This is a genomic window from Nocardia vinacea, assembly GCF_035920345.1.
GTDB lineage: Bacteria > Actinomycetota > Actinomycetes > Mycobacteriales > Mycobacteriaceae > Nocardia > Nocardia vinacea_A.
This window is the reverse complement of sequence record NZ_CP109149.1, coordinates 4,502,034-4,523,457: the sequence shown is the minus strand read 5'-3', so window position 1 is coordinate 4,523,457 and position 21,424 is coordinate 4,502,034. Positions and strand designations below refer to the sequence as shown.

Here is a 21,424-nt window from a genome sequence, read left to right as displayed (position 1 = left end):
CACTCCCGACCACAGCGCGGGGACCGACCAGGGTTCGGTGGTCGCTGCTGATTGGGCGGCTCGGTGCGGCACGGCTGTGGAGGTCGCGGAAGAACTGCAACGCAGGCACCCCGATGTCGCGGTCGCGGTCGAGGAGTTCCGCGGTGCGGGGGTCGATGTCGAGACATTTCGTGAGTTCGGTCGAGCGATCGACCATATCCTCACGAAGTATCCCGAGATCGACCTCCGCGAGGTGCATGTCCGGGACCTCGGTGTAGCTCGGGGCTTTGCTGCCTCGGAGCCAGTGTGGGGTGCGCCGGTCTCCGCGACTTCCATTGTTCTGAACACCCGGTCGGATGCGAGCGATGTCCGGCAGGCCGCACTGGCGATGCTGCCGGGCTCCAGTGACCGTCCCGTATATCTGGCGACGATGCGTGAACTCGGTTTCGCGCTGATGGCCACCATCGACGAGAAGCTCGGCCGGCCTCTGATCGATGCGCAGGCGCGGGAGGCGATGGAGGCCCTTTTCACGGTGACATTCGAGCGGACGATCGAGATTCACCCGGATCGGGAGGAATCGGCCTGGATTGCCTGGGCTCAGTTGAATTTTGGTGACCAGGACTGGTACAGCGCAGCAGCCAACGCGTTCGCTGCCGTCGAGGCGCAGATTCCGAATCAGCGAGACTCCACGAAGGAGCTGCACGCACTGGTAGCGGTCAAGGCGCTGAACGTCTATCAGAGTGAGGTTCGGCCGCGTTCGGCAGTTCTGGAGCACCTGCCGTCGGCCGAGAGTAGTGCTGCGGGCGAGTCGTCGACTATCCCATTGCTCAGCGCCGAGCACCGCGGATCTGTCACCGATGACTGGGCGGCCCACTGCGAAACTCCACAACAGGTCGCTGCGGCGCTCGAGGAGAGACTGCGAGAGCGCCGAGGAAACTCGCGTCCGGTATCGATTGTTTTCGACAACTCCGCGATCGATATCGACCTGGCTCGTGAGTTCGCACGCGCAGTCGACCACATCTTCACCAAGTACCCCTGGCTGGATCTTCCCGAGATCCGAATCGACAAGCTTCTCCAATCCACCAGAAACCCAGATGAAATCGCCTATGCGCGTGCCAAGCGCGGATATGTCGACGGAGAGTGCCGCTACACGAGTGCGCTGATCTTCGACGTGGCGCAGGCGCTCGATCTGCCGCAGTTCGAAGGCATGACGATGGTGCACAACGTCGAAAACGGGTTCAGCGCAATGCCCGCCGAGCGTCTGTTGTATGCGTTCATCTTCCACGAACTCGGCCACGTCATGGACTATGCGGGCGGGCACGGCGCATGGGTGGATGCCCACAACGAACTCCGCGAATACTTCCGTGCCACATACGGTGTCGACGACGAAATCCGGTACCAGCACTGGCTGCGAACCCAGTTCAGCAGGTACAGCTTCAGCAAAAAAGACGGCTCCCTCAATCTTCACGAAGCCCTCCCGGAAGCATTTGCCGTCATCGAACTGTGCGGCATCGAATCGGCTACGGCCGGCGAGCGGATATTGCATCGGCTGTTGATCGCTTCCGCCGAAGCGCGCTACGAGTCCGAGCGGAATCAGTCGGACGGCAACGATGATGATGCGGCCCGGCAGCTCGAGAACGATGTCCGCCGCCAGGTGCGACAGGGTATGCGGGACTGGTTCGTAACCGACCCGCCGACCGTGGGATTGCTGCGCGAGCTTGCCGGTGTGGCGATCCGGCAGGCCGGACCCGATGCGTCGGTGACCGTCACGGAACAGGGTGCGCCGGGCACCCGGGTGATTCGCGTCGAGGTCTCCTGCAGCGAACCGGCACTGCCGTTGTGGGTCGAGTCGGACGAGGAGGTCGAGTGGAGCGACGGCCGGATCGCCATGGACCACATCGCCGGCATGTGGGGTGTGGACCGCCGATCCGACGGTGAGACGGTCTGGTTCGAATTCCGTGAGTCACCGGTCACCGAGCCCGGAGCTTCGGGCGACAAGGGCCTGAGCACGAACGCTATCGGGAACGGTTCGGGTGGTGCAACGCCTCCTGATCCCGCCGAGCAGCTGGACTGCGTGGTCGAGCTGATCACTTTCGCCGGTGACGTGGCGGCGAGCGACCGGGAATCCGAGGGCGGGCCAACGCCGCTCGAAGCTCTGCTGGAGGCATTCAAGAACACGGGCGCAACCCCCGGTTTCCTCGCGACGGCCGTGGCTGGGGACTGGCATCGCGGTGGTTTGTCGCCGGAAGCGGGCGTCGGCTTGGTTCGCGACAACGGTGACCGGGTGTATCTGGCCATCCAGCAACCGGGCGCGCCGATAGCGCATACGGTGCTGCTGTACCCGGGTGCCGACGGCTGTGGGCGCTGGCGCCACAAGGTCGATGGCAGGGTCTACGACGAGCCGATCGCGGCGGACGGGTCGTTGCCGGCGGAATGGTTCCCGCCAGGGACCAAGACCTTCGGCATCATCGTGGACGCCCATGGCTGGCGCGAGATCCCCAAGGGAAGTGATGGGCTGCCTCCAGAAGAGAGCAGTGTTCTGCTGCGCGCCGACGGGATTCCGGCGGAGGGGTATGGGATCCATTTGGACGATGGCGGTGTCTCGACGGCGAGGCCCGGTGTGGATTGCCCGGATGTTCCGCTGGCCGGGGGCGCCGGCTTCGGTGACGGTGAGCCGAGCAACGATCTGACCGAATCGGAGTCGTCGCGTTGGGGTATCTGGGACGGCGAAATCTCGGGCAGCGAAGTCAGGGATGGTGGCAACTGGCCGGCAGAGCTGTCCCCGCTTCCCGGTGGATACCGGACCTTCTCGACTACCGACGAGGGTTTCGCATATGGACGTGCGACGTGGCGGAAGATGACACGGGCTATCCCGCAGCAGGATGTGGACGAGGTCCTGCACCGCTACTGGGATGATTCGACAGAATTCAACGATCCGCTCCAGTCCGGGGAGGCTGTTGATCCGGAACTCGCTCAGAAGATCGAGCGCATGGATCACTTGGTCGGCATGACGCCGACAACCGAGAACCTGAGGGTCGGGATCGACGTCGCTCCCCAGGGCGAGGATTTGGACGAGTGGAGTTGGTCTGCACCGCCGTCGGAGTGGCACGAAGGTATGGTGTTGCGGCGAGGGCGGTACACCTCGGGCAGCCTCGGCCCAGCACGTCACTGGGTACTGGAAGAGACTCCGGTCGGTGCGGTGGATTACCGCATGCAACTAGATGTTCCAGCCGGCACGCCGGCTCTGTTCACGGGCCATGTCTCTAACAGCGCGAACGAGATCATTCTGCGACGCGGGCTGGATATTCGGATCACCCGGATCGAAGACCGGACCGTCACCAAGGTCGTTGATACGCCGCAGGGTCCGGTTGAGCTGTCCTATACCCGGCGCGACATTCACGCCGAGGTCGTCAACGCGCATCTGCCGCTCTCACCGGTGCCGATCGAGCTCCTGCGGGAGATGGACATCCGCGCCGTCATCGACGATCGGTCCGTGCTGGAGCAGAACATCTACACCGAGCTCGAGGAGCTCGTCCTCGAATACAGTGCGGCACAGGAAGATCCGGTAGCCGAGCGCGCGACGATCACCGACGCGGATCTGGCGGCGCTGCTCGGCGAATCGGCCGATGCGATAGCCGAGCAGCTGGACTGCGTTGTCGAGGTTGTCACGTTCGGCGAGGGCCTGCCGGAGGCCGACCCCGATGCTCCGACGCCGCTCGACGCGCTGCTGGAGGCATTCAAGGCCACGGGCGCCACCCCTGGTTTCCTGGCGACGGCCGTCGGCGGCGACTGGCATCGTGGGGGACTCTCGCCCGCCGACGCCATCGATCTGGTCCGCACCTACGGCGATCGCGTGTATTTCGCCATCCAGAAGCCGGGCGCGGAGCTGGCCCACATAGTGCTGCTGTATCCGGGCGAAGACGGTGGTGTGCGCTGGCACGACAAGGTCGACGGCCAGGTCCGCGACGAACCCGTCGCGGCCGACGGGTCGTTGCCGTCGGAGTGGTTCCCCGAGGGAACCAAGACCTACGGCATCGACGTGGATGCCAAGGGCTGGCGCGAGATTCCCAAGGGTGGCGATGGTCTGCCACCGGAGGAGAGCCGTGTGCTGCTGGGTGCCGATGGAATTCCCTTGCCCGGCTATGGGATTCACTTGGACGACGGAGGTGTCTCGACGGCGCGGCCGAGTGTGGACTGCCCGGACGTCCGGCTGGGGGCGGATCATTCGGACGAGGCCGAGGTTCAGGCTGATAACAGCGACTCGACGAACGACGGGAACGCGTCGCAGCGCGACGCCGGCTCAGGCGATTTGCCGAGATCCGTGGATGAACCATGGCTCGGATCTTCGCTCGGTGCAGACGCTGCCGGGGCCGCGGAGGCTGAGCTGCGGGAGGCAGCGGCCAAATGGGAGGTGGACGCGGACAAACTCATGGCGCGACTGGTCGATGCACCCGATCGCACGCTGTCGGATCTGGAGTCGAAGCTGCGACCGGACGTGACCCAGGTGATCACTCCGGGACAGTTGCAGGCCATGCGGGAGGCATGGGAGGCGGGTGCGCTGGATCCGGTGCAGCGATTGTTGCGTGCAGCGCGGGACTTCGTGGCGGTGCGGCGCGGGCATGGTTCGCCACGGAACCAGGACGGTGGTCCAGGCTCTGCGCCGCAGACCGGGGTCGAAGCGGGCGGGGGCGCAGTTTCTGCGAAGCACGGCGCTGGTCGGTCGGCGGATGGACCGTTCGTGTCGTCCGGTGTCGGGCCGACGGAGTTGGTCGAACAATCGCTGGCGGACGACACCGGCGGGGCACAACCTGGGCCGTATGACATTTCGGAACCGCCCGTGGGTGACGGGGGGCCGTACCGGGCTGTCCATGCACCTGTCGTCGAGTCGTGGTTCGGGCGATGGGCTGCTGTGGAGGCGGAGTTGCGTGAAGCGGCACGATTGCTGGGGCTGTCGCCGGAGCAGTTCATGGTGCCGAAACTGCTCGAGGCGCCCGCCACCACGTTGCAGGACTTGACGACAGTACTGGATCCGCAGAGCACCGGGTTCTTTTCAGCCGAACTGCTGCAGGCAATGGAACAGGCGCACGTCGACGGCGCACCGAGTCCACGGCAGCGACTGCGCGCCGCGGTACGCGAGCATCTGGAAGTGATGCTCGAGCTCGATTCAGCGAAGCGTCAGGATTTAGCGAAGCGCCAGATCGTGGATGCCGGATCGTCGGCCACGATCACCGATATCGGGGAGCGCGAACACAACCAGGACGCGCGGGCTTTCGTCGAGGTGACCGCGGGAAACGGCACACCGATGACGATGGGCGTGGTGTGCGACGGCGTCGGCGGGGCGACCAGTTCGCAGGTCGCGTCGCAGCTGGCGGTTCGGGTCGCGCAGGACAGTCTGGTGCGGTCGCTGGGTCGTGGCATGGCCGCGCATGGGGCGGTGAAGCAAGCGATTGCCGATGCCGAAGACATTGTGCAGTCGGTGAATAAGCTGCTGTACCCCGATGAAAGGAAGCCACCGGCGACGACGATCGCGATCGCTGTGGTCGAACCCGGTCAGGTGACCGTTGGTTGGATCGGTGACAGTCGCGTGTACGGGGTGGATTCCGAAAGCGGCACCGCTGTCCAGCTCACGAAGGACCACGGGGTCGGCAGGTATCTCGCCCGTGCCATCGGCCGCGACGATATTCCGGGCGATAACGAGGTCGAGGAATACATCAAGACCTTCTCTAGTAAGTCCGGCGCGGCCCCCTTCAGCCACGTGTTGATTTGCAGCGACGGCATGAACGCGCTGAGCGATGCCGAAGTGGCCGAGACCGTAATGAATGCGCCGAATGCCCGGGTGGCCCTGACCGCCCTCGTCAATCAGGTGTACGCCGCGAAGCAGAAACAGAGAGACAACAAAGACAAAGCCGGCGACATTTCTCTGGACAACATCAGCGCTGTGCTGGTCGGGGACCCACTCCAGCGGTGGCCGGATGTCGCGCAGGCCCCACAGACCGACGCGGAGGTGCGGCGTTTCATCGGCCGTGCCCCGGTGCCATACAACGCCCCAGCCTCCGATAGCACCCCCGCATCGCCGGACGATGGCGGCGATGCGCTGTCCGACTTCGGTTTTGCGCTGGACGAAGGTATCGAGGCGCAGTACGGCACCACTCCGAAGGAACTGATACGACGAGATCCGGCGAATGAGCACAGCGGCCAAGGTGTGGCGGGTCTCCAGTCGGCCGTCGACTCGGGTCTGGGGTCAGAGAGCAGTCTGGGAGCGACGGGAGCGGTGTGGGTACCGCTAAGAGTTGAGCATGACGAAGACGAGCACGGCGCTAGCTACACCTGCATGTATCGGCGGGCTGATGTCGGTGACGGTATCTACGGTGGGTCGGTAGGCATTCACGGCACGGTCGATGAGAACGGCGTCCTCACGTTGTCGATCAAAGTGGCCGAGGGAACACTGTCCGGACGGGAGATGTTCGAAGGCCTCTGGGCTGCCGTCGGGCATCGAGTGCGGGTGATCGGCAGCGTATGGGAATCCGATGCCGCGGTCGCCGACAACCTGGATAGTTTCAATGCCGGTGTGCAGGAACTGTTTCTCTCTCCTGAGGATGCGGCGCGGAATACGTTCACCGGGAAGCTGGCCGTTGAGCTCGGCTATACCGAGGTTGCGATCTATTACCGTCGTAGCAAGGACGGTGTTTTGGGTGAGAATACCGCTGTCCGAGTCTTTTTCGCTGTACCGGATGTGGCCGAACGTGGGTTCGTACCGGGTGTCTGGGACATGGATGAGTTGGTCGCTGACCGGGCTGCCGCGTTGTCGTCCTTGAAAGAAGCGATTCGTCGGTGGCCCGAGATTGATCTCGCCGAGATGGTGTCGGATCGATATGCGCAGGTTTTGGCGCGGATAGGGCACGACAACATGCTGGTGGCGGCGGTGTCGAGATATCACGAGGCACAGAGTCGAGTTCGTCGGGCAGAGCAGTGGATCGGTGGGGTCGACAGGAGGTCGAATGTTGGTGGGGCGAGCGTTACTGATCCGGGTGGCAGGGCGATCGGGCGGTCCCGCGTTACCGCAGTCCTTGACAAGTCGCGCGAAGCGGTTGAGGCATACCAGGATTCAGAACTCAGTGACTCGGCGGCGCGTCAGGGTTCGTTGCGGAAGGTGGGCGAAACCGAGGATGGCAGTGGCGTACGACCAGCCGGCGAGTCGGCGCCCGAGCTGGGGCCGGTGCAGGATGCGCATCTGCTGCTGGAGGACGGAAACGGCGCCAACGTGTGTCTTGTTTCTGAGCTGGAATTCCTTGTAGAGCAAGGAATGTCACGGCATTTGCGGATGCGGCTGGGGGATGCGGAGATACGCGAGATGCTCGATGGTGCGGCGGCGCACGATCGAGGTGTTTCCTTTCCGACTGCCGCGCATGCGCTCGATGCCGATCTCGCCGAGTTCGACGCTGATCCCGATCGATCGGCCGAGCTTGCGAATATCGCCGACGCAGTCCGCGGCGGTGGGTTTTCACTCGTCGCAGTGCGGAACCGTACCGCACCGAAGGGGGAGCCGGAATGGCATGTCGTCACGGTGTACCGGGGAGCTGATGGTGAGCCGTGGATTCATGAGCTGATCTTCCCGGTAGACGAGCATGGGCGGCGGCTCGAGGGTCCGCCGGTGTTGCGTCACGAGCCGTTCGACGCGCGCAGGCATTACCCCGGTGTCGAGATCCGTCACTGGGATTTCGATGCCTCGGGCGATCCGGTGCATCGAATCCCCGTTGGTACGCTGCCGGCGCGTGCGCTCGAGGCTTCCGGCCGGATCGGTACCCCGCCCAGTCCATCGCGGGTTGAGGGCCAGTCGGGTGGGGGCGGGTTTGCTGCCCCTTCACCCACTCCCGACATTCGGCGCGATTATCGGATGATCCTGCACGCACTGCGGCACGACCACGGTTTCGACGAGACGGATGACGTCTACCGCATCGTGGAGGATGCGGACTTCGAGCAGGTCGAGAATGCGCGGCGGCAGCTGGGTGGGGTCGACCGGAGTGTGCTGGCCCAGCGGTTCGGGCCGGGGTACGGAACCATCGAGCAGGCGGCCTTTCCCGGAACGGTCGAGCGCTTTCTCGAGGCCGAGCGCCAAGCGCTCGAGGCGCTGGCCGGCAAGATTGCGGAGCTGCCCTATTCCGATGACACCGGGGCGATCGGGGGTGTGAAACGCCGCATCTTGCTCGGGGGCGGTCTCGGGGTTGCCGCGCTCGCCATGGCCGGAGATACCGGTCCCGATGACGATGGCGCTCCTGTCGGAAGTGGAGACGGTCCGGCTGTCATCGAGGCCGGACCCGGCGCGGACATAGAGCCTGTCGATCCGCCGCTGGTTATCGAGACCGGTCTCGGTGAGGAGATTGATTCGCTCGTCAACGATCTGGCCCACCGTTCCGAATACTTCATGCAGCAGTTCACGCGGGTTTCCAGTGGTGACTATGTCATCGAAGACGGTGGTGATCCGGCGCATTCCGATGGAACATGGGGTCGCCATATCCGTGACGATGGTCGGATCGAGGTCGACTGCACCGAAATCGCGAACCGTGTGCAGGAAGTGGCTACGAAGCGGGGGGAGCGAGACCCGGATCGCATCGCCGCCGAGATTGCGGACCATATCGTTCTCACCCTTGCTCATGAGCTCGGTCACGCTGTTTACGGAGTCGACACCGACTTGGATCCGTGGCAGCCGGGAGTGACGAAGAACCAGTGGATAACCAGCGAGATGCGCAAGCGCTTCGAGAACGAGGCGCATGCCGCGCTCGTCTCCGTGCGAGTGCGGCGCGAGCTGGAGGAGAAGCTGGACAGGCAACTCCCGGATGACGCTTTCACCACCAACGGCTATGGCGATGTCGAGGCATACGATGCCGTCGCGCGTGGCGAGATCCGGCTCACGGAGGCCATCGATCGGATCGCCGATCATATGGCCCGTGATCGGAATGGGTCCTACCACGAGGACATCAAGACGTGGGCCACCGACCAGTGGTACGGCGGCGCAACCGGTCTCGGCCGGGATATGGATACGCTCGTCTCGTATTCGCCGTCCCTGACTCGGAAACTGGAATATCTGAAGGCTGATGGCCGGTCATTCACGCAAGGCAGCGGCGCGGTGCCAATCGGAGTCAGTCCTGCGCAGAAGACAGTGATTTTCGCTGTACCCGAGAGTGATTCGATCGAAAGGCGGGTATTCCTCTTCGCCAAGCTGGTCGGCAGGATCTTCTTCGACCAGGACATATCGACCTGGGACCAGCCCAGCGCGGGTATGTCCGAAACTGAGTGGATCGAACGAGAACTGCTGAACTGGTTCCGCATGGAAGCCGAGGTCGCTCTCGTCGCCTGGGAGGCTCGGCGGGAAATCCTCAGCGCGGGCATCGACATCAGCGCGTTCGAGGAAGATGAGTGGGGAGAACCGCCCGGCGGGTATCGAGCGGCCGAGATCTACGGCGAGTACGCGGCCGCGCGCATCAGCTGGCACGAAGCGGTCGAACAGCTCGCTCTGGCGCGGTGGGGCAAGCCCGATACCGCCGCCAACCAGGAGATGCGACGTTTTCTGAAAGCATACTGGGACAACGAATTCGCCGATTCGCAGCCCTCGGGCGGCAACACCGTCGGCTCGTCGGATAACGAGCCGCCGAGCATCGATGAGGGCACGGCAAGGGGAGGTAGCGCCCGCGGTCCGGCGGTCGCCGGGACCGCCGTTGTGGGTGGCATGGCCGCCTTCGGGGACGAAGCGGACGCCGGTGCGGTTGGTGGCGACAGCCCGTTTGCCACGGACGATCCGTTTACCGAGGGCCTCGATGAGCAGACGCGACGCGCGTACGAGGCCGTCGGCATTGTCTTCGGTGCGGATGCCGATCGTGTCCGGCGGTGGGTCGAGATGCTGACTCCGAAACAGCAGTTGGTGATCCAGGTGTGGTTGAAGGGCGGCACGATCCGCGATGCGGCGGACAACCTCGGCGTGCGGCTTTACCGGATCCGCACGGAGTTCTTCGCCGCCGCGATGCGCAGGCTGGCCTTGTTCCTGTCGCTGGAGTCCCGGTTCGGCAGCATCGGCGAGGATGCGCTGCACACAGCCATCGCAGCGGCGCGGCTGACCGACGTGCAGCGTGCAGTATTCATCCGAGTGGTGTGTTCGGGCGGTTCCTTGGCCGAAACGGCCCGTGATATCGAGCGGACGCCCAATCAAATTCGCCTGGTGCTGCGCGACGCGGTAGGGCGCATGGACACGCTAGTTCCCGAGGACTACGACTCCGACGCGGTCGCCCGAAAACAGGCGGAAGCGGAGATCCCGCTCGAAGCTGAGCTGTCCGGCGAGCTACGGCAGCGGTACGAGTTGATCGTGAGTGCGCGGCAGTCGGATTCAGAGCGTGTCAACCGCTGGATCGAGGTACTGGGGCAAGACCAGCAGCTGGTGCTGCGGGCCGCACTGAATGGCGCGACGCTTGCTGAGGCACGGGAGTTGTATGGGGAAGCGGATCAGTCGGCGCGGGGCATCCAGGAAGACCTCAGTGACGCAGTGCTTCACGTGGCAAAGATGTTGTCCGTTGAATCCCGGTACGTTGCCGCTCGAAGGACCCGTCTGGCGGCGTATATAGACGCAAGATTCTCCAGCCCCGGCGCCGTGTTGTTCAGAATGATGGCGGTCGACAGGCTGACCGTCGCTGCAGCTGAGGCCCGGCTCGTCGCCGAGACGGGCCGATCGATGCGATCCGGCAGCGCGGCGGTGTTCGATGCTGTAGACCGCTTGGACGCGTTCCTGCCCGGGGTCGAACGGTTGCGTGAGCAGGCCGCCCCACCCGCCGTTGCCGCTGATACACCGGCGACCCCGGAGCTGAACAAACACTCCGAGGCGAAGGCGTTGCTCGCCGCCGCGAAGCAGTCGGCCGCCGGCATTCGCGAGGTGTCGATGTTGTTGGAGGCGATCGCGAGCGCGCTGGATGGTCAACAGTCCGACGTGTTCAGGCAGTGGCTGGACGGTGAACTGGACCTCGAACAGCTGGCGCAGGTCCGGAGCATCGCCGGTGCGAAGCTCGGCCAGTCGACCATTGTGCGGGCGGCGGACCTGCTGTCAGGTCGAAAGGTGGTCCGATACCACGCGCGGGAGGTCATCGAGAGGGCCCGCCGGGATGTCGGCGGCGCATTCGTGGCTGCGTATGTCGCGCTTACTCCTATCGAACGTCTCGACCTCGTCGGCAAGGTCGAGAGCCGCAAGGTGAATGCCGAGCGCCGGCTGGCCGCGTGGCTGGCCGAGCATTTCCCAGGCGTCATTGGGCCGGAACTGTCGGTGTACGGCGGCGAGATTCCGGACCGCGTCCGAGACGAGGTCCAACAGATCCCCGCCGAGGACGTCAGCGCCCGCGTCATCGACGCCATCTATTACCGTTCTGCCCGCCAGCATCTCGAATCGATGCAGGTAGCCGAAAGTGGTTCGCGCACTGCGGTTATGGAGACCGGCGATGACGACGGCACCGGGTCGTATCTGCCGCAGACGGATACGCAGGATCTACCGGGTGCGTGTGTGCAGAACACCTGCACGGTGATCGAGGCCCTGTCGCCCGGCGTGGTGGATGCTCGGGCGAACCCCGAGGCGGCGCTGGCGGGTGAGACGGTCAGGCAGACTCTCGACCGTTTGCGCAACGGCAGGCCGGAGCCCGTCGAGCTGGAAGGGTTCCGGGCCGACGAGGACGGGACCGCCCACGACAAGATCGCGGTAGCACTCGAGGTGGGTGATGTGGCATTCGTCGTGGACCTGCACAACGGGTTGCCCGGCGCCGACGGCCACGCCTACGCGGTGACGAAACTCAGCGGCGGCCAAGTCGTCGCGGTGGAGAAGATCAACGGGCGGTGGGTTGTTGCTCAGCACGCGAAGGGGGAGTACTTCGGCAAGGGTTTCGACAGAGACGCGTTCGGCGAACCGGCCGCGACGTTCGCGACGGTCATCCGCGGCGGCGCTGTTGTCACGGGTCTCGGCGACGCTCCGCCGTTGCGCGACGAAGACCTGCTGATCGCAGGCACCGGAGTCGATCTCTCGGCGCCGCACCATGACCCGGACACACCACGCCCAACCGTCTCGGTGGACGGGCTACCGGTGCGCGGCGCGGACGGTATCCCGGGTGATGTCCTCACCATGCTGGTGGACGCCGTGCGGGCGCTCCCGCCGGATTACCCGGTAGCGGGGATTCGGGTCGGTGTGGAGTCGCCGGAGACCGGCGGCCCCCGATTGCGGGCGATCGATGGTGGCGAGAGTCTGCTGAACAAGCGGAACTGGCTCGCGGTTGATCGCAAAGACCTTGTGGGAGAACAGGTATCGGCGGAATCGATTGGCGCGGCCGTAGCCGAGGCGTTCGAACGGTTGCACGGCGTATCGGTTTCGGAGGTGCACCAGCCAACCGATGAGCGACTGGCGTCGCAGCAGGTGGCCGAGACGCCGTCGCCAGCGCAAATCTCGAAAAACGAGGCGCCCGTCGATGATTCGAGTGGTCCTGCGCAGACCGGCACCATCGAATTCTCCGGCGAGGATCCGGTGCAGGCGGCGAATGCTGCCGAAGAACTGGTGCGACACCTCGCGGACGGATGGCCGGAAGGTCAGGTCGACAGGACGGTCGTCGTCACGCGCAGCCTGGTGAACGCAATCGCTGTGGCAGGACGAACAGGCTCCGTCGCAGTGGAAGCCACCGCTACCAGCCTCACCGTCACTGTCGACGACGGCACCCTTGACGCTCCGTCCCTCGCCCGCCTCGATCCCGAGCTACTGAAGTTCCTCCCCGATGAGCTCATCCGGACCCGGTTGAAGTTCGAGCGCACCGACGCCAAGTCCGGGAGACGCACCGACGTCATCTTCGGCACCCGATACGAGTTCCGCCAGACCAGGGGTGGTGCCGATGTACCTCTGCCTCCCACCCCGGACCCGTTCGATGCCGAAACTGAAACCGACGCACCCGTTTCCGGGTCGGAGTCTCCGGTGTCCGCGAGGTTGCGGCTGGTTTCCGATGGTTCGAATTCGCCGTTCGGCCGCGATAGGGACAGTGCATCGAGCGGCCCGCAGCCGACCTTGGTGTCTGGCCGATACGGTGAACCTACCGGCGGCGAATCAGCCGATGGCCGCGGTGAAGTCGGTGTGTCGATTGGTCCGGACGGCGGCGGACCGCACGAGCAGTCCGCCCAGCCGTTCCGCGCGCAAGGGGCAGCGCAGGACGGGCAGCCGGAAGCTGTTGTTGCCGAGGGTGTTTCGGCCGCGGACGGTGATATCTCTAGCGCGGAACTGTGGCAGCAGTCGCACGGTGTGGACGTCTCGCATCCACACCGCAGGGCGGCGCGGTGGACACGGCGGCGGCTGCACGACAACACCGGCGACTTCGAGCGGGCGCATGCGGTATCGCGCCGGTTCCATGATCGGGTACGCCAGCTGCGGCGCGAGAACTCCCGCGGCGGGCCGGCCGATGCGTTCGGCTGGCGGGATACCTCCGAGCCGCGGGCCGAAGATATTCGCTTCTACGCTCGAGCATGGGATGAACTGGACTGGCGCGATCAGTGGATATGGGTGTGGGGCAAACCGTTGGAGGTCTCCGAGCTGCCCGGCATCACCAGCGAATGGCGGGATCTCGCCAGCCGGTATGTACTGCGCCGAACGATCGACGCGCTGGGCGCGGACCTGACGAAGCTCGATGCCGAACTGGCGCTGCGCGAATCGGTGCCGCCAGAGCTGGTGGACTCGCGGACGCTACATCTGCGGGAAAATCGGGAGAGCCTCGCCGAGCAGTTGCGGACGTGGGAGTCGGTGCTGCAGGCGTGGGCCGATGCCTCCGCCTGGGGTGACAAGGCGGGTGTGCGAGTGTTCGTGGGCCGGGTCGACATCGCCAACGGTTTCGCCGAATTCCAGTTCAGCCGGGTGGAAGACGCAGACGACGTCGACACGGTTCGGGATGCCACCGAGCTCGAGAACTGCTCGTCGACCTTGGCGGTGGCCGCTACCGCGTATGTGAAGCAGTCGGCTGCCGGGGCGCGACGGGCAAAGATCATCAGAGTCGGACCGGAGATCCGCACCGCCGGCACGGTCGCCGCGCGGCTCGCCGAATACCGTGCTCTCGACGTGGCGGCCACCAGGCAGTACTACCTCGGTGCCGCGCAGGGATTGTCGGCGACCGGCTATCGCCCGCCCGGCGGCGCGGATCCGCTGCACCAGGTGCTGGACACGCCGCAGCGGTGCGCACTGGTGACCTGGGGTGTCGCATACAGCATGGCACCGGATACGCGGGCGGATGTGCGGGCACCGGAGCCGAATGAGTTCCAGCCCCGGCTGAGTGGCATCGAACTGGCGACTCAGCTCCACACCGAATGGGTGGGCGTCGAATCGGGCACCGATCTCGTCCGGCTGTTGCGCGCCACCAAGGTCGGTACTTTCTTTGTCGCGGGCCTGGATTCGGCCGTCGCCGACGCGGACCGGCATGCAGTGCTGCTGCGCAACGACGGCGGCGGCCGGATCAGCATCCTCGACCCGGCCGATGTGCCCGACATCGACATCAACCACGCTGCCGGTGACAAGGATCCGGTCACCGCCTACCGGATGTTGTTCGAGGAGCACAAGCGTGAGCTGGGCGATGACGAACTCGACGGTTTCGGCGCTACGGACGTGCTCGCATTCCATCCTGGGGGAAAGGCGATGGTCGAGCGGGGAACCCCCATCGGCACCGAGATCGACCACCCCGCGTTCAGGGGCCGCCGCGTCACAGCTGGTCCGGCCTCGTTGACCGGAACGACCGGCGACGGCGCGATGGGTTCGGACAGCGGTATCGTCGAATCCGATGCGCTGGTGGGTGCGGTCGAGCTGGATCCGGCCGAGGACGACGATCCGGACGTCGATGCGGAGTTCTTGGAGCTGGTCGATGAGCTGGATCAGCGGATCGCGGCATCCGGTGTGGGCACCGATATCGCCGGCGCCGCGGATACCGGCCCGGTGCCGCTCGCGGCGCGGGAGGCATTGAGCTTCTGGCTCGCCGAGGGCGAAGTTCCGCCGGAGCCTGAGGATCGTGCTGGCTGGGAGCGGCTGGCGGCGCGCCTGCGCCGCGAATACCGCACCACCGACGAGGCGGCGGCCGTGCACCCGATGTGGGTGAGCATGCTTGCGGATTGGTGGGATTCGCTGACCGACGCTCAGTGCGAGGCCATGATCGAGCACTTCCCCCGGTGGGTGGGCAATGCCGACGGCGTTTCCTTCGAGGTGCGGCACGCGGCGAATGTGGCCGTGCTGGAGGAGGAATTCGCGGGGATCCTGGCGCGCGTGCCCGTCGACACCACCCTGCGGAAGTGGGTGATATACGAGCTCACTGCGGCCGAACGCCGTCGGATCCGCGCCATTCTCTCCGCGCGAAAAGGCTTGGCGGACGCGGTCACCCGTTTCGGCGCCGACCAGGTATTTCTGCTGGAGTACGACAGCACCGCACACCACGGATTCGGTCGTGCCGTCGTCGCGCTCGGCAATCCGGGTACCGCCGAGCGTATCGGTGTGTTCGTGCCCGGGATCCTCGCGGAACTCGGGATTCTGCCGGCCAGTGTCGAGAAGGCCGGAAACGTCTGCAAAGTGGCCAAGAGGCTGAGCCCCGAACTCGATGTCGCGATGCTGGCGTGGGTCGGATACCGCGGGCCGGGCGCTACGCCGTTGTTGTGGCCGCAGGTACCGGGATCCGCGCAGGCCCGCGAGGGCGCCCCGGCACTGACGCGAACCCTGCACGCCCTCGATACCGTCCGGAAACGGTTGGCCGGACGGCCGGGCGGGCCGGCGGTTCCCGAGATCGTGGCATTCCCGCTCAGCTACGGCGGGGTGCTGGGTACCTTGGCGGCACTGCGTGGCGCACTGCCCGATTCGGTTGTCAGGTTCGCTTACAACGGAGCATCGGGTGTGCCGGCGGAGCATGTCTCGGAGCTCGGCCTGCCTGCCGACCGGGTCTTCGTCCTCGCGACACCGGGCGACCCGATTTCGGAACTCGGCGCGAACACTGCAGGCCGCCTCGCGGGGTTCGGGCATGGCATCGACCCCGCGTCCGAACTTTTCGGCGCGGTCCGTGTGACCGCCAATTCGAAGCGCACAGGCGGTATCGAAAAGCACGGCGCCTACTTCTTCTTCGAAGCGGACGGTTCCCCCTCGGAGGCGTTGCTCGCCAACGCGATGATCCTGGTCGGCATGGAGCCGCCGCTCGAAGAGCACCGTCCCGGCGTGCCCCATCCGACGCTGTTGCAGAAGATCTTCACCCCGCCGCGTGACCCAGCGGCCCAGCGCCCCCTCGACAACGGTTCGGACACCACGGATTTCGGCACGTCGTACGCGACGGCGCAGGAGCGGCACTACCTGGATGCCCTGCGGTTCGCCGCGGAGGTCACCTCGGGTGCCTCTGGGTACCTGCGTCCTGCTGCGGCGAGCGCGCATATGCGGGCATTCCACGACTTGGACGCCGCCGCCGTTCGTCTCGACCCGATGCGGCTCGGTTCGGTGCTCGTCGGTGTCCACGAACTCGCCGACGGTGGCCTGCGGTTCTGGACGATGGTGCGGGACCACAACGGAATTCGCGTCTACGACCCGGAAACCGGAGCCGTCACGCCATACGAGCAGGGCAGCATTCACGGCGTGCGCGCTACCTACGGTACCGTGTATAACAACGTCGGCATCCCGGTCACAGTGCCCGCCGACATGGTCGCCCACCCCGCCGACTGGAGCGAGAAGGTCCCGTCCGTTCGCCGAGTGGCTTTCGATCCAGACGACCGGCTGATTGTCGTGTCCGGTTCGGCCGGTGAGTCCGAGGCGCGGTTGGCTGCGATGGCCGCGGCGGAACTGGAATCGCGGTTGCGGAACCACGCCTTCACTGGTGCGCGTATCGAATTCCGTTGGGATGGCGGTGGAAAGGCGCCCCGTCGCGGTGCGGTGCGGGTTGTGGCGGATGAGGTATTGGTGCAATGTTCCAACGGCATCTGGTACGACCGCGATGGTGGGGTGGCCGGTGAGCGGGTGGAGCGGGATCGGGCGAAGCCGAGCATCGAAGGGCATACGCTGGGGGCGATGCGGGGTCCGTGGCGGACCGGGGCCGGTCATCTGCGTTCGGCGAGGTCCGGTGCGTCCGCCGATACTGTGACGTGGTGCAGCAGTTGGTTTGTGCCGGCGGGTGACGCGACCATGCGGCAGGTGGTGCTCGGCGCACTGAATTCGCTGCTGTGGGACATCCGTAGGGTGCGTGCGACATATTCCATGCCCGCTGCGCAGAGCGGGGCAGGAGGGCTGCCCCAGCCGGTCGGACACAGAAATGCCAAGAATGCTGCGTTGTCGATCGAGCGGCTGCTGGATGGGCCGGGCTCGGCCCACGGGATGACGGTGGACGCGTGGATATCCGGCACGGGTTGGCAGCGCACTCTCGTGGTCGAAGTGACCCAGGTCCACGACTGGCAAGACCGGACACTGATCGAACGTTTCGAATTCCTCGAAGCCGATCCGGAGTCCGTGGGGCGGGTCTGTCGCTGGAGTAGTTCACCGACCGAACATGACATGACACGTATCGCGGCGACTGCCAACCAACTGCCCCGGGTGCTGCGTGACAGCGAGATGCGTGACCTGGATCCAGTGACGGTGCTGCTGCAAGCAGCGCCACCGAGCACTCTCAACGTACGGGTCGCCGGCAAGCACGGCGACCGCACCGTCGACGTGACCGCGGCCGACGGTGCGGATCCGTGGCTGACCTATCATGTCGACGGCGCCGGATCCGCCGAGCAGCGGCAGGAGTTCACCTTCCACGCCCGGTCCGGTGAGCGCCACCGCCATGCTCCTGTCCCTCAGGTGACCGACTTCGCATCCGGCTGGCGGGGTGGCCAGGCGGATGTGTCCGATGCTCAGGAGCACATCGAGAACCTGCTCGGCGACCACGGTGCCGTACATGTGACGGTGCGCGGCCCCCGCGGCAAGCGGGTATTGGCTGTCGGCACCGCTACTGGTGATCTCAGGCAAGAGTTTCCGGAGCAGAACCTCCGGATCGATGTGGATTGGAAGTCGACGCAGCCGGAGCAGTGGAGCCGATTGTTCGCGGTGACCGTCGGTGACGAGGTGACCGCTGCCGATGTAGTCGAGCAGATTCGCTTGTTCATCGAGCAGGAGCGACCGAATGACCGCACTCGCTGGATCAGCGACTGGATCACATCGGCCCTGAACCCGGGTGACCGGGTGCGGGTGTTCAGCGACCGTCGCGATGGTGTCCGTATCGAACTGGCCGCAGATGAGCGCGACGGGACGATATGGCATTCGCTCGAAGTGACAGGCAAAAAGCCGTGGCATGCGGCCTGGCATTGTCCACATGGATTCGATGAACGCCGTCCCGGTGACACGGCGAAGGCGCAGCTGACGCAGGCGTGGGGCCGCGGCTGGCGAGGCGAATTCGCTCTGGACGAGCAGCTGTCGCGGTGGTTCGCGGATGCGGCGACTGGAGATGGCTCGGTCACGGCGGTTCTGGCGGTCGATCCGGAATCGAAGCAGCGCAGTGTCACGATCGTTCGGACCACAGATGGAAAGGTGATACGCCGCAAGGAATCACCGGCACCCCGCCGTCTGACGGTGCTGGAACAGGTAACCGCTGAACAGGAGGCGGCGAAGCAACGCATGCAGAATGCGGACCAGCTCCTGCGGCAGAAGACTAGCGCCCTGGATCATGGCCATGACATCCTCGCGGACTTCGTCGTCCGCGTCCGCGCTCTGCGCGCTGCGCTCGCCGACAGTGAGCAGGATGAGCAGGAGGCGGCCGAAGCCAGGCGTCAATACGATTCCGCACTGGACTATCGGTCCGAACATTTCCACCTCGACCGGGCACGGATCGAGCAGCTTGCCGACGCGCTCGCGGAGGATGATCCCGACTCGATCACCGCGACGCATCTGCCCGTTTTCGACGATCGGCGGATACCGGCGACGGCTTTCGAGCTGTTGGAGCAGCGGTGCGCGCAACTGCGATACGACAGGTTGCGGCGGCGATTCGAGCAGCTCACCGCCGACGCCGAGGAATTGGCGGCGAACGGCGATCTGCAGGCTGCTATGTCCCAGATCGCCGAACGGTGGCATTACATGCCGGAATGGTCCGGTCTCTGGCACGGCTGGCATCCTGTGGCAACGCGGCGCAAGCAACGCGGCGGCAGCTCTGTCGCGGGCTCCGAGAATCCCGATGAACTGCTGGATCGCGTGCTGGACAACACCGTCGGGGGCGAGCCGAACATCGATGTTCTCGATGCTATCGAACAGCACTCGGCCATCAAACATGTGGTTCGCAGTGAGGGCGTCCGCGACCTGAAAATGCTCCGGCCGACCGACTTCGCGCAGGGACCCGGTGCATGGCGTCCGAATGCGGAGCGCAAGATCACACAGTTCTTCGACAGCAAAGCGGTTAATCAGGTCCGCACGCGGATCGTCAAGGAGTTGGCGGGTGCGAACACCGCGGACACCGTGCCCGAGTCCGGTCAGGAATCGGTCGGTTCGGTGATCGATCAGCGGAAACTTTTCCTCGAGCGCAAGGTCGACATCGAAGAGATCGCCCGGAACGTCCGGGCCGCGGTGCGGCAGTCCAGATTCGAGACGATCGACCGCGAAACAGGGGCGGACGCAGTGGAATCCGCCGTCGATGCGGCTGTCGCCACTGTGCGTGCGGAGTACCTGCATGTGGTGCACGCCGCCGATGTGTCCGAACTGGAGAATGACTGGTTCACGGAACAGGCTCCGGTATTGGGCCGGAAGATCCGGGAACGGCTGGAGAAGCTGCGCGACCGGAACGCCGCGATCAAGATGATTGCCGATTCGGAAACCAGGTATGTGTGGGGAATCCCGGATGTTTCCGACGCTTTCCTGCATTCGCTCGGGATCGAGATCGGTGTGCCGGTATCGGAGGAGAAACAGGGCGAGAATCCGTACCGGGCCATGCTGGGCCGGGTCGGTGCCGGGTCCGGTGAGATCCAGCTCGAAGATATCGGCCATTACGCTGCGGAGTCCGCCAAGGTCCAGAAGGACGGTTCGGTCACGGTGCATGTCACCGATATGTCCGCGCATGAAAAGATCCGCGCGGCGATCGCAGTGACGAAGTACATGATCTTCCGCGGCTATATGACGATGGTGTCACTGGACGACGTCTTCCACGAGGTGGTGGGCGAATGGGCGGAGCGCAAGAGGCCGAAACCGTTCCTGGTCGTGCGTCGCGTCAAAGATCCGGAAACCGGAAGAATCCGTTTCGAATACACCCATGCCGCGGCCCCGTTCCCGCTGCGGGTGCAGACGTTGTACGAGCTGCTCGGTGTCAGCCGGGATGATCAGTTGCACGTCGATGAAGGCGCCGTCGATATCGACAGCTTCGTCGATTACATGATCGAGATCTGCGAGCAGATCGACGGGCTGTCGGTGGAATTCGAGTGCCCTCGGCACGGCGTCGACGACACGATGTCGACCTACTGTACGCATTGTGCCGCCCAAACCCAATCGGATGGTAAGAAACTCGGCGACCAGCAGGAGGTTTACCTGGTTTATCCCGGTGGCCGGGTGCAGATCCGGGAAGCGTCCGGGGTCGGTACCTGTGAGGGCCTGGATATGGCCGCATACGTGTATAACGCGTTCGCGCGCCTGCGCAATGGGGCCATTCTGCACCGCCTGACCCTCAACGCCGACATGATCGACCAGATGAAGCCGGTCGACACCATATTGAGAATTCTCGGGCTGGCCTATCTGGGGAGTGTGGATTACTACAACGCGGAGGCGGGAACAGTCGCACAGACTGCCGCCGCGATGCGCAGCGCCGTGGTGCGGAAGGTGGAGCAGACTGTCGACGATCTGCTTGCGCTGACCAACACTGAGGCCGGGATGATCCAGTTCATCCGCGAGTTCATGTTCACGCCGCCATCCCAGGCGCAGGAAACAGGAGCCGCCTACCGGAAGAACATGCTGGAACAGCAGCGCCGAGCAGCCGAATCGCCGGCCGCGCTGCGTGAACAGATCAAGCTGCTGCAACAGCAGCAGCACGCCGAGGAGCCCGGTACCCGGGCTTCGCGACAGTGGTCACCGAACTTGCCGCTGGGCGACATGTTCAACTTCTTCGGCGCCGACGGCCCCTACGCCGATTACGGCGAATACTCCGATCCAACGCCCGTGACAGCGGCGGAGGACGAAGGCCGACCCAAGACTCACGGCTCACAGGGTGATACGAACCGTTCGCCTGAAGAAGGCGACTCTGGAGAAGCAGGCGACTCCATTGCCGAGGCCGCGACGGAACCGGATGCCGCCAGCCGCGAGGGTGCTACAGGGCCGGCGCTGCTGGTGGAATCGGCCGATCGGCCCGGCGAGTTCGAAGCGGAGGTGGCGCCGGGGGATCAGGCCGCGCTGGACGCTCGCCGCCGCGCAAGGACACGGCGCGACCAACACCACCGGCAATGGTGA

1 protein-coding gene (running past one end of the window) is annotated in these 21,424 nt (G+C 65.1%); it reads left to right on the top strand.

All coding sequences use genetic code 11. The features are described from left to right. Nucleotides 1–21,424: the end of an alpha/beta hydrolase gene (locus tag OIE68_RS20840; RefSeq protein WP_327101027.1), read on the top strand. 22,583 nt of this gene lie to the left of the window's left edge; the window shows 21,424 of its 44,007 coding nt (coding positions 22,584–44,007); the start codon falls outside the window, past its left edge; it ends in the stop codon at nucleotides 21,422–21,424.